Consider the following 269-nt stretch of genomic DNA (forward strand, 5'->3'; position numbering starts at 1 on the left):
CTGTATAGGTTCTGACACTCTCAGTAACAACCTCGCCCATATTAACATAATCAATCAAAAAACAAGTTTCGCCACTTTTTAAAAGAGCGGTAGGAGGAGTAAATCCCTGTTCCGGATTTTCCAAGATACGATAAAATTTTTCTCTTTGTGCGAAAAGCAGGCGTATTTTTTCCTTTTCCTTTTCCTTTTCATTTAACTTGTTAATAGCTTTACTCATAAGAAAGCCTGCTATCAATAACACAAAAAACAAAATAAAGAAATTCGTGATG

General features: G+C 34.2%; 1 pseudogene. It reads right to left on the minus strand.

Annotated features, from left to right (window positions below):
* Nucleotides 1–217, minus strand: a pseudogene (locus ACTHS3_RS17940) (hypothetical protein); the annotation flags it as partial.
* Between the last annotated feature and the right edge of the window lie 52 nt (nucleotides 218–269).

The organism is Neisseria sp. P0009.S007, from assembly GCF_051962515.1.